This window comes from Methanobrevibacter sp., from assembly GCF_017427765.1.
Lineage (GTDB): Archaea > Methanobacteriota > Methanobacteria > Methanobacteriales > Methanobacteriaceae > Methanocatella.
The window spans coordinates 27234-39687 of sequence record NZ_JAFRSC010000033.1 but is presented as its reverse complement, the minus strand read 5'-3'; the positions used below and the strand labels follow the sequence as shown (position 1 = coordinate 39687).

Sequence of the window (12454 nt, the reverse complement as noted above, 5' to 3'; positions counted from 1 at the left end):
TCACTAGATTTCTTTTAATCTGTCGCACATTTTAATAGCTGCTTCGACTGCGCTTTTTGCATTTTTAACACGTCTGTGAGCATCCATTCTGGTCATTCCAGGACCTGTGATTCCAAGAGCTACAGGAGTGTCGTATTCAAGTGCCAAATCTGCGATTTTACGGGAAGCGTGCTGTGCTACGATTTGGTCGTGGTCTGTTGCACCTTCGATTACTGCACCTAAAGTGATGATTGCATCATATTCGCCTTTCTGCAATAACTTTTTGATTACAAGAGGCATGTCGAATACTCCAGGTACTGCAACTACTTTAGTGATTTCGCATCCTCTGTTTTTAGCTTCTGCTTGAGCTAATTCTAACATCATTTGTGTAATATCATAATTGAATTCAGCAACTACTGCTGCTATTTCGTATTTTGCCATTTTATCTACCTCATTTTAGTTTATCCAAATATTATAAGTAAGAATCCTGCTACCCCACTGACTACCATAATGAATATGATAAAAAGTGCTGCCATCTGCATTCTTGTCAACTTTTTGAAATTCATATTATTTTACTCCATTATTTTTTTATAAATTATTTTTAACCGCTTCGGCAAGTTCCATTGTTGTTGCAGAACCTCCCAAATCACCGGTTAAAACATTAGCATCATTTAATACTTTTAAAATCGCCGCTTCAAACTTATCTGCGGCTTCGCCTTCGCCGATGTATCTAAGCATCATGACCGCTGAAAGCATCATTGCAATAGGATTTGCTTTGCCCTGACCTGCAATGTCAGGCGCTGAACCGTGTACAGGTTCAAATAATGCCGCATCCTCACCAATATTTGCGGAAGGTATCAGTCCCAGTCCTCCCACAAGACCTGCCCCCTCATCAGACAGTATGTCTCCGAAGAGGTTTGTGGTTACGATAACTTCAAAGGATTTCGGCTGTGTGATAAGATACATTGCGGTTGCATCCACGTAAAAGTCCTCGGTTGCAATGTCGGGATATCTTTTTGCAACTTCATAGAAAATTTCCTTAAACAGACCGTCGCTTTTCTTTAATACGTTGGCCTTGTGAACGGCTGTAACTTTAGTCTTATTGTTTTCGACTGCATATCTGAATGCGTAATCGATGATGCGCTCCTCGGCCTTTCTTGTTATGATACGCCTTGCAACGGCGCCTTCATCCGTATATTGTTCCTCATCTGCAATATACATTCCCTCGGTATTTTCACGCACTATCATGAAATCTATATCGTCAAACAGTGAATTGGTATTGGGATATGATTTAATAGGCCTCAAGTTTGCAAACATCCTCATTTCCTGGCGTATCTTGACGATGACGTCTGCGGCGGTCTCTCCGGCTGCGCCAAAAAGGCATGCGTCTGCATTGCGTATAATATCCAAGGTTTCATCTGGAAGGGCTGTGCCTGTCTTTTCAAGGCATTCGTCACCGGCATCACCGTAAACGTAATCGAAATCAATGCCTAAACTGTCAAGAACATGTATTGCTGCCTGCATGACCTCTCTTCCTATTCCGTCACCGGCTACAATAGCTATCTGATATTTATCTTTTGTTTTTGAGGTATTCAATCAAACCACCCTGATTTAATATTTCCATCATGAAAGGAGGCAATTTCTTAAATGTAATGGTATCGCCATTTTCATTTGTTACTGTTCCTTTTTCCATGTCCACTTCAATCTCTTCACCGTCTTTTACAAGGTCTGTAATTCCCGGAGCTTCCAGAAGAGGCACGCCTACGTTTGTGGCGTTTCTGTAAAAGATTCTTGCAAAGGATTCGGCTATTACCGCTGAAACCCCGACGCCCTTAAGTGCGATTGGAGCGTGCTCACGTGAAGACCCGCATCCGAAGTTTTTTCCGGCTACAATGAAATCTCCCTTCTTGCATTTTTTGGAAAAATCCGCATCCAGACCTTCCATGCAGTGCTGGGAGAGCCTTTCTTCATCGGTGTAGATTAGGTATCTACCCGGGACAATTATGTCTGTGTCAATGTCATTTCCGAATTTCCATGCAGTTCCTTTCACTTTATCACTCCGGCGCTACTATTTTTCCCTCGATTGCTGAAGCTGCAGCCACAGCGGCTGAGGATAGATACACTTCACCTTCAGGTGAGCCCTGTCTTCCCTTGAAGTTCCTGTTTGATGTGGAAAGGCTTACCTCACCCGGACCTATTATTCCAGTGTGGCCTCCAAGGCACGGTCCGCAGCATGGTGCAGATACGAGGGCTCCCGCATCAACGAATATTCTGATTAGTCCTTCATCAAGGGCTTTTGAGTAAACTTCCCTTGATGCCGGAATTACAAGCATTCTTGTATTTCTGGCGATTCTGTTTCCTTTAAGAATTCTGGCCGCATCCCTTAAATCGGAGAGACGGCCGTTTGTGCATGAGCCTATAAACACCTGGTCAAGCTCCACGTCAACTTCACTTACAGGCTTTACGTTATCAACGTGGTGAGGACATGCCACCTGAGGTTCCAAATCGCCTACGTCAATATCAATTATATTCAAAGAGGAAGAATCCAAATCTGTCTTATATGCCTTATACGGTTTTTTGGAACGCTTTTCAACGTAATTTACTGTCTTTTCATCAACTTCGACAAGGCCTGTCTTTCCACCCATCTCGATTGCCATGTTGCATAAAACCATCCTGTCGGATATGCTCATGTCGGATACTGTCTTTCCGCCGAACTCGCATGCCTTGTATGTTGAGCCGTCGGCACCGAGCTGGCCTATGATATGCAGGATGACATCCTTGGCATAGACGTTGTCCTTAAGAGTGCCTGTTATTTCGAATCTGTTAGTTTCTGGAACCTTGAGCCATAATTTTCCCTCGGCAAATACCATCGCCATATCGGTGGATCCGATACCTGTGGAAAACGCTCCCAAAGCTCCGTGGGTGCAGGTATGTGAATCGGCACCTACAATAACTTCTCCGGGAACGACATGTCCAAGTTCAGGAAGTATCTGATGGCACACTCCGACATTAACGTCGTAGAAGTGCTCTATTTTTTGTTTTTCGGCAAACCTTCTCATTATTATATGGTTGTTTGCTGAGTCTATGGAGTCTGCCGGAACCTGATGGTCGAAGGGAATGACTATCTTTGAAGGGTCCCAAACCTTTTCGGCACCTATCTTTTCAAATGATTCAACGGAAAGTGGTCCGGTCAAATCATGAGTCATTGCCACGTCAATATTTGCTATTACAATATCTCCGGCTTCAACTTCACTTTTGCCGGATGCTCGGGCTAATATTTTTTCAGACATTGTTGGCATATTTTCAACCTCTTCAATAATGATAAATATATCTATCATTTAAAATATATAAGTTCGTTTAATTTCAAAAAAAATCGGATTTTTGATTATTCTAACACTTATATATAATGTGGAACAAATTATAACATTATGAGTAATTCATTTTTAAATAGATTTAGGAAAAAAGAGCCTGAAATTGAAGAAACAGCACCGGTTATAGAAGATAGAACCTATTGGATTTCAATAATGAAGAAATTGACCCTGCCGGTTTTAAGCAATCTTGCAAAAGGCTCACTTAGGAAAAACATGCCATATGAGTCAGTCAGCCCTGAAAACCAGAAGTTTTCATATCTTGAAGCATTTGCCCGTGTGTTCAACGGAATTTCATCCTGGCTTGAACTTGGACCGGACGGTTCTGAAGAAGGCATTCTTCGTGAAAAATACATCAGACTGACATTAAAGGCAATTTCCAATGCTGTAAATCCTAACCATAACGATTACATTTTTGCTGTTGAACCTAAACAGTCTTTAGTTGATGTCGCTCTATTTGCTCAGGGATTACTCAGAGCCAAAAATGAAATCTGGCTCAATTTGCAGATGGACGACCAGGCAAGAATCATCCGTGAGATGAAAAATACAAGGGTAATCGCCCCTTATGAGAATCACTGGCTTCTGTTTACATCAATGATTGAAGCGGCTCTTCTGGAATTTACCGGAGAATGCGACAAGGAGCGTTTAAGCTACGGAGTCAGCAGATTCAGAGATGAATTCTATATGGGTGATGCAATATACTCCGACGGTGAGGACTTTACCTTAGGCTATTTCAACAGTATTGTCATACATCCTATGCTTAACGACATCCTCAAGGTAATGAGAAAATACGGAATTGCCGAAGGGGAGTTTTTAGACGTTCAGCTTATGAGATCATCAAGGCTTGCATCCGAACTTGAAAGGGTAATTTCACCTGAAGGAACATATCCCCTTTTGGGAAGCTGTCTAAGTTACCGCTGCGGAATTTTCCATCTTCTCTCACAGGCGGCTCTTCTGAAAATACTGCCTAGAAACATCAATCCGGCACAGGTCAGAAGCGCCCTTACGAAAATATTGAAAAATCAGTTTGCAGGAAATACCAACTTCGACAGTGCGGGATGGCTGATTGTCGGTCTTCACGGCTCACAGATGGATATTTCAGAAATGGACATTAACACCGGCAGTTTATACTTATGCTGCAGCGTATTTTTAGCTTTAGGTCTTCCTGAAAGCGATGCGTTCTGGACATCACCGTCTGCAGAGTGGAGCAGCCTACAGGCATGGAACGGAAACCAAATCCAGAAAGACCAGTCCATAGACTTTTAGATATTTCCCAAATGAACGTTTTCAATTCCTTTTTTTAAGGCAATCCTTTTTGCCTCAAACAGTGTTGACTTTTCGGTAGGGGAAATGTCGTTCATTTTATAATATGGAAATGCCCTTGTAAAATGAATCGGAACCTCAGGGCCAAGCTCGTCGGCTACAAAATCACAAAGCCTTTCTATTTCTTCATGTGAATCATTATAGTCATTTATTATGAGGTTTGTTATTTCGAGGTGTTTTCCCTCGGCGTATATTCTTTTGAGATTGTTTAAAACAACACTCAAATCGGCGCCGCATACTTTTCTGTAAAAGTCTTCAGACATCGACTTCAAATCAATGTTGAATGCGTCGACAAATGTAAGTATCTCTTCAACCGATTGTGCTGACATGTATCCGTTGCTGACATATATTATTTTGAGATTTTTCTTCCTTGCAAGAAGGGAAGTTTTTTTGCTGAAAGGTAAGTGTATCGTAGGTTCATTATAGGTCCAAGATATTGACTTGCAATTGTAGTTAATGGCATTTTCAACAATCGTTTCTGGAAGTATTTTAATGCCCCTTGAAAACTTATCATATTCTCTTGATATCATATAGTTCTGGCAGTGCAAACATGTCATGTTACACCCAAAACCGCCGATTGAGTATGTAAAAGTCCCCGCAAGAAAATGATAAAGAGGCTTTTTTTCGATTGGATCGGGACTCAAAGATGAAACAACACCATAACTTTCATCGAAAAGTTCCCCGTTAATGTTTTTATGCTGTCTGCAAATCCCATAGTTGCCGTCGGCAATCTTGCAGTAGTTTGCACATATTTCACATCTGAGCTTTTGTGACTTTGAACTTTTTTTGTAAAGGTTACTGTCCACCAGCATAATGCTCATATCCCCTGTTTTCAATTTGTCTTACTGAACCGTTTTTTAAAGTGATTTCTACCTTATCGGAATCTGTGACACGGCCAATGACCTTACAGTCAATATCCAGATTTTTAAGGTTTTCTTTCGATATAGTAAAGACCAGCTCGAAATCCTCGCCTGTGTGGAGAGCCAAATCAAGATAGTTTAAATTGAGCTTATCAGCAGTGTGAATGTAGTCATCTGAAATTCCAAGCATTTCCTCATGAATCATAAAACCGAAGCCGTCTTTTTTCATCTCATACAGTTCGCTTGCAAGCCCGTCGGTAATGTCTGTTGCAGAACTTGCACCGGCATTTTTAATTGAAATGCCCTCAGTAATTCTTGCTTTCGGCTTTAGGGCCCTTTGTGTGTAAATGTCATCTGAGGCGTTCAGATTAAAGCCCAAAGCCGCAAGGCCGATATCGCCTGTAATGCAGATTAAATCATCCATTTCATAAGTGTTTTTAAGAAGCGGTTTTTTTGTTGAACCAAGAGCGGTTCCTGAAATAATAATCTCTGATGCCTCATTTGTATCGCCGCCGATCAAAGGAATAGAATAAAAACTGCAGGCACTTAAAACGCCACTTATAATTTGCTTAAAGTCATCGACTGGCAAATCCTTAGGAACTGCAATTGAAAGAAGAAAACCGACAGGCTCTGCACCCATTGCCGCAAGATCACTGACATTGACTGTCACCGCCTTGAATCCCATATCGAAAAAGGACATGTTTTCGGGAAAATGCCTTGAGCGGATAAGCATGTCACAGGTTGAAATCAGATTTTCACCGTCAAAAGAAGTTATTGCACAATCATCCGCAGTAATGTCGGATGCGCGGGAAATAATATATTTCACAAGTTCCTTTTCACCAATATCAGAGACTTTAATGGTCATGGATATTAGTATCTATTTTAGAATTAATAAATCTTAAGAAAAAAAGAAAAATTTAGAGAGAAATGAATTCTCCCTAGTTGATTGTTATTTTTGTAGTTGCTTTGCAAGACTTGTAGGTGTTGTCACCTGCGAAGTTTACATTAGCGTTGTAGGTACCTTTCTTGTTGATGTCAAGTTTGAAGGTAGCCTGACCTTTAGCGTTTGTTTTTGCTGTGTAGGTTTTTCCGTTTACAGTGAGTTTAACAGTTTTGCCGGATGCCATGTATGTTTTTCCGTCAATGGATGATCCTTTGTCTGTTTTTAAGGTTACTGTGTAGGATTTTGTTTTAGCGGATGCCTTGTATGATTTTGCAGAAGCGCTTATGGAAGTTTTCTTGAGGTTTACAGTGATTGATTTGACTGTAAATGAAGCATTGTAGTCTCCATCGCCTAAGAATGCTACAGCGAATGTGTAGGTTCCGGCTTTTGCCAGGTTGATTTGTAATTGAGCAATACCTTCACTGTCGGTAGTGGTATTGTATACTTTACCGTTGAATCCGATTTTTACAGATTTGTTGGCAAGGATTTTACCTGCATCATCAACCAGTTTAACTTTAAAGTATCCTCCTCGCTCACCAGCATAGTAGTCAATAGCATAGGTTTCGTAGTCATCACCAACGATAGTAGTGTTAGCTCTGAGTTTAGCCACATCTTTTAATGTAACAGTAGTATTTACAGGTAATGCTTTATCATTGCCAGCATAACTAATGACAACTTTACTGTTACTTGCAGCCTGAATTTCAAATGCTCCGTTAGAACCGGTTGTTGCGTTTTGTTTTACACCGTCAACAGTGTATTCGACAACAGCACCAGCAATGCCATTTCCGTCAACGTCTTTCAATGCTGCGGAAATAACCTTATCACCGCTTACAGTATCGATTACAATTTGGCCTTTGGATGCAGGTTTAGCAATGTTTACTGTAATATTTGTGCTTCCCGGCACATATCCTTCAGCAACATGAGTTATTTCAACATCATATACGTCTGCAATCAATGGCAATTTAACGCTAGCTACACCATTTGCATCTGTAGTGGCTTTGAATTCGCCGCCTGCTACGTTAAATGAAATGGTTTGGTTTGCAATAGGATTATTGAATTCATCTACTAAAGTAGCTGAAACTTCAACAGAACCTTGGGTAGCGTTCACGTCTTTGGAAGTGATGTTTGTTTTGATTGCTTCAACGACTGCTGTTTTATTGGAAGTGAAGTTGTCAAATGAAGCAACGATTTCATATTCACCAACTTTTGGAGAAATGACTGAAACTGTAGCTACTCCGTTTTCAATAGGAACTATGCTTTCTTCACCATTAACTGAAACAGAAAGATTTCCTGCTACAGGATTTCCGGCAGCGTCAATCACGTCGATTGGAACTGTGAGGTTTTCGCCGTATTTAACTGAAACATCTGCAACGGTAATGTTTATTCCATATGGAATAATTTCTAAAATTCCAATGTTTGCAACAGCTTCGCTTGCCGCTTTTAAAGTAGCGTTTACAATAATGCCTGTATCGTTCAGTGATGCTGCATAGCTGACCTGAGCAATACCGTTTTCAACAAATGTTACATATTCAGTTCCGTTTATGATGAAAGTGAAGTCTTCAGCTGAAATTTCATTGCCCATATCATCAGTTACACTAGCATAAATGGTAATGTTTCCTTCACAGAATTTTTTAGTTGTATTGTCTAAAACTGTTATGTTTACGCCATGTATGTTAACTTTTGAGAATGTGTAGATTTCATCGGAATAATTAGCGCTGTTTTCACTCATTGTATTGTTGGATAATGTAATTTCATATATCCTTGAGAAAAAGCCGCTGTATTCACTAATTAAAATAGCACCTGCGAAGTCACCTGCTGTGTTGTTGATTATTTCGTTGTTTGTGATGTTTGCATTACCGTTTACATATATTGCTCCTGCATTTGAAGAAGCGTTGTTGTTTTTGAAGGTACATCCATCGACATTTGCATTTGCAACATCCATAGCAGCACCGTTGGTTGCCTTATTGTCTTCGAATGTTGAGTTGACAATGTTGACTTCCCAGTGGTGATATATAATGGTTGAACCTGAATATTCGGAATTGTCATATGCTTCCAGATAAATTGCTCCACCATCTCTTAAAGCACTGTTGTTTTTGAATTTGGAGTTTGTAATAGTTACGTTGGATGTTGATGTGGATGTAAATCCAATAGCTCCACCGTATCTTGCAAAGTTATTGGTGAATGTTGAATCGGAAATATCCACAACAGCTTTGCTGTAAACACAGATTGCACCACCAGCATGGTAGTTGTAAGGAGTATTGTCATCAAGTCCGTTGTTTTCAAATGTACAGTTGGTTATTGTTGCATAAGTAGTGTATGAATATGGTGCAAATGAACGTGATCCCTGATTGATGTGGATAGCTCCACCGTATCCTCCGGCAGTACAGTTCATGAATGTGCTGTCTGAGAGATATAAATTACCTCCTTTAACAAATAATGCTCCACCAGCCTGATTTCCGGCATATGTACTTGGAGTTGCATTACCGTTTATGAAAGTAATTCCGGATATTGTGAAGTTGGTATCCTCTTCACCGTATAAGGATAAAATACCGTGTCTGTATTTTGCATCAAGTACAGGGTTTCCTTCACCTGTAATGTTGATTCCGCCATAAATCTCATATTCGGATACATCATAATGACCGGATTTTACAACAATAGTATATGAACCTTTTTCACGGGTTGCAAGAAGCATACCTTGGTCGAAAGTTTTTACAGGACTGTCTTTAGTACCCAGGTTATCGTCATTACCTTCAGAATCGGATACGTAAATTACTCCGAAATAATCAGGAACAGCATTGGATACGTTAAGATAACCTTTAGTAACGTTGTTCAATACTGAATAGAAACCGTCTACAGTTAAAGTACCGTTTTCATGAGCTACAAACTTGACTGTGGATAAACCGTCAGTTAAAGTGCTTGGTTTGTATAAAGTAGTGTTATTGTTGACATAGAATGTTACTTCTCCACCGCTGATTGCATTGCCCATATCATCAACAACAGTAGCATTCAATTCGACTGCTTTTCCATCGTTGATTGTTATTGTCTTACCGTTTATGAAAACAACATTGAGCATGCTTGCAATGTCACCGATATTGTAGATAGTACCAAGTTCGCTTGCTTTACAGTTGGTTATTTTATTTCCTTCGAGGTATAATCTTCCACTGTTTGCAATAGCTGCACCGTATGCTGCAGTGTTTCCTATAAATGTATTGTTAACAGCGTCAATAGAACCGTAATAGTCAGATATAGCTCCACCATTGTATCCGTAGTTGTTAATGAATGTGTTATTCAATACAACGGTTTCTAAAAGTCCGGATCTTTGATATTCGTTTTCCACATTTATAGCTCCACCTTGCTGTGATGCATTGTTGCTGTCAAATGTACATCCTTGGATAAGGTTACCTTCGGAATATCTGGTGTTTAACATGTAAACTGCCGCACCGGTACTTGCTGTGTTGTATTCGAATGTGGAATTGAGTATTATTGCACTGTCTCCTTCCCAGTCGATAGCACCTCCACGGTTGGAAGCGTTATTTCCGGAAAATGTAGCGTTGATTACAATACCGTCAGCTCCTTCCCAGTCGATTGCACCACCAAGAGTTCCTGCAGTGTTGTTCCAGAAAATTGAATTTTTAACTAAACCGTCGTCTGCTTCCCAGTCGATTGCACCACCATAATCACCAGCAGTGTTGTTTATGAAAACAAGACCGTCGATTGTTACTTTAGGACTTTCATCAATTAAAATAGCTCCACCTGCAGAGTAATATCTAGGATTCCAATAGGATCCGCCTTTCAAATCAGCAGGTGCTAAACCGTTGATTAGGAACATGTTAGTTAAGGTTACGTTATCTGAACCGGTTATTTTGAAAATTCTGCCCATTGCCTGAGCGTCAATAACAACGTCGTCTTCACCGACAATTTCCAAAGCGGAAGTAATATTCAAATTGGTTTCACTATAAGTTCCAGCTCTTATAACAATCTTGTGCATCTTGTTGTCTTCGCTTGTTGCAAGCTCAATTGCTTTTAAGATTGTTTTTACAGGATTTTTATCGTCACCTGTGTTGTTGTCATTACCTTCCATATCCACATAAATGATTCCTGAGTAGATAACGGTTATTTTATTGTTTTCTTCTGTTACATCATATGCTGTGTCTTCATCAACAAAAATTGGCTGATTGTCATATGCAACGATTGTATTATCTTCAATGATTATTTCGTTGCCGCTGTTTTCAACGTAAATTGCAGAACCTTCATCAGCTGTGTTTTTAGTGAAATTGTTGTTGCTGATTGTTAATGAATCGAATTCGCTCCAATCTTCACTTCCGCCGTCTACGTGAATAGCTCCACCGTAAGTTGCGGAGTTTTCAATGAATTCGTTGTCTGATATTACAACATCTCCACCATCATATCCTGCATATACAATGTTTATTGCTCCACCTTCGATGCATTCATCTCCACCATTTCTGATGAATGTATTTCCGGTAATTTCAGCCATGTTCTGTATTTCAATTGCACCTGATCTTGCAGCAACAGCTGAAACGATAGTGTTGTTGATAAATTTGGAATTGGTTACTTTGACGTTTTCACTGTCACCATCAATTAATATTGCCGGTGCCCTGTCCATTGCATTGTTTTCAAATAGACAGCCGTCGATTATTGTATCTGTACCTTTTGTGTATACTGCTCCTTTATCAGAACCTGTTTCACCTATATTGTTGGTGAAATTACATTTTAAGATAGATACGTCCGCACATCCTGTTTCGATGTCAATACCGATGGAGTTACCGTATACGACATTGTGGTTGTCATCGAATACGCAGTTTTCGATTTTTGTATTTGCGCCTGTGGTTTTTCTTGTTGACCATGAATACTGACCAATTTTTACAACAGCATTACGTGCGGTGTTGTTTGTGAAAAATGAGTTAGTTAGACAACCGTCATCTGCATTCCAAAATATTGCAGAACCTGCAGAAGCTTCATTGTCTAAAAAGTTACAATTATCGATTGTTGTTTTTGCATCTTTGATGTAAATTGCTCCACCATTGGCTGTGGATTTTGCGTTTTTAAATGTAATTCCTGTAACATTTACTGTTTCGGCAGTGTCGATATTAAAAATTCTGCCTAATTTCAAAGCATCGATTATAACTTCTCCATCAGCTGAAATATCCAAAGCGGAAGTAATATTCAAGTCATGTTCTTCGTAAGTTCCTTTATTAACAATGATTTTACCTTTAGATGCAAGTTCAATAGCTTTTGCTATAGTTGCAACAGGACTGTCTGAGCTACCGTTATTTGTATCGTTCCCGTTGACATCTACATAAATAGCATCAGGGGCATCTATACTTTGAGCAGCTTTAACAGCAACTGTTAACTTATTAAATTGACATTCGCTTAACTCAACACCAACAGCATTAGTTAAAAAACCGTTGGACGGATGGAATTCAAGTGAATAAGTCTTATCTGCAACAAAATCAAACTCTAAATCGTTCAAATCTATCTTAAATGATTTAACTTCAGAGTCTACATCCTCTAATGTAATATCATTTTCATCTATATAAACATGCATATAACTTCCAGTCATATCAAGGCCGGTGAAATAGTCTTCTTCATCGCTGATATAATCTGCAGTCACATTGATTATGCATGATTCGCCTATAGTATACTCAACGCTAGACGGACTAGGGGTTGTAGTATACGCCATATCCTCTGAAAGAACGGAATTGTCTGTACTTTCTAGAGAATCATCAGAAGTATCACTGATACCCATTGAGTCAGATACAGCATTATCTGCCGCAAAGGACATAGGTATCATTATTAAAACAAGCATAGCCATTAAAATAAATATGGCGTGCTTTTTAAAATTTGACATTATTTATTTTCCTCCATAATTTTTATTGAAATGAATTAAAATTCATAACGAGATTTATTTATATTATGGAATCTATTTAAATATATCGATGTGAAAAAATAATTATTTTCAT

At 39.5% G+C, this 12454-nt stretch carries 8 protein-coding genes; 1 reads left to right on the top strand and 7 read right to left on the bottom strand.

Annotation, left to right across the window (positions count from 1 at the left end; all coding sequences use genetic code 11):
• Positions 1-3: 3 nt before the first annotated feature.
• From ribH to hacA, 4 genes are all read right to left on the bottom strand, one after another.
• Entirely contained in the window at positions 4-420 is a 417-nt protein-coding gene (gene ribH, locus IJL02_RS10690) for a 6,7-dimethyl-8-ribityllumazine synthase (RefSeq protein WP_292816231.1), read from the bottom strand.
• Between the two features lie 147 nt (positions 421-567).
• The gene (locus IJL02_RS10685; protein ID WP_292816229.1) at positions 568-1575 is read right to left on the bottom strand and encodes an isocitrate/isopropylmalate family dehydrogenase; all 1008 of its coding nucleotides are present in this window, start codon (positions 1573-1575) and stop codon (positions 568-570) included.
• Positions 1550-2029 (bottom strand): 3-isopropylmalate dehydratase small subunit, encoded by a 480-nt coding sequence (locus IJL02_RS10680; RefSeq protein ID WP_292816227.1) that lies wholly within the window; start codon positions 2027-2029, stop codon positions 1550-1552. The genes IJL02_RS10685 and IJL02_RS10680 overlap by 26 nt, the downstream gene beginning before the upstream one ends.
• Before the next feature lie 4 nt (positions 2030-2033).
• Complete coding sequence (gene hacA / locus IJL02_RS10675; protein WP_292816479.1) at positions 2034-3278, bottom strand: homoaconitase large subunit; 1245 nt, start codon at positions 3276-3278, stop codon at positions 2034-2036.
• A 129-nt stretch (positions 3279-3407) separates the two neighbouring features.
• Between hacA and IJL02_RS10670 the strand changes: the two genes are divergently transcribed.
• Positions 3408-4613, top strand: coding sequence for a DUF2264 domain-containing protein (locus tag IJL02_RS10670; RefSeq protein WP_292816225.1), 1206 nt, complete (start codon positions 3408-3410; stop codon positions 4611-4613).
• On the opposite strand, the gene amrS is transcribed toward IJL02_RS10670, so the two are convergent.
• The 3 genes from amrS to IJL02_RS10655 all read right to left on the bottom strand — a co-directional run bounded on the left by amrS (position 4610) and on the right by IJL02_RS10655 (position 12306).
• The gene (gene amrS, locus IJL02_RS10665) at positions 4610-5482 is read right to left on the bottom strand and encodes an AmmeMemoRadiSam system radical SAM enzyme (protein ID WP_342765191.1); all 873 of its coding nucleotides are present in this window, start codon (positions 5480-5482) and stop codon (positions 4610-4612) included. The two genes, IJL02_RS10670 and amrS, sit on opposite strands and share 4 nt — an antisense overlap.
• Positions 5466-6395: a thiamine-phosphate kinase gene (gene thiL / locus IJL02_RS10660; RefSeq protein ID WP_292816220.1), complete on the bottom strand. Its 930-nt coding sequence runs from the start codon at positions 6393-6395 to the stop codon at positions 5466-5468. Before thiL ends, amrS begins: the two co-directional genes overlap by 17 nt.
• Positions 6396-6468: 73 nt before the next feature.
• Positions 6469-12306: a right-handed parallel beta-helix repeat-containing protein gene (locus IJL02_RS10655; protein ID WP_292816218.1), complete on the bottom strand. Its 5838-nt coding sequence runs from the start codon at positions 12304-12306 to the stop codon at positions 6469-6471.
• Between the last annotated feature and the right edge of the window lie 148 nt (positions 12307-12454).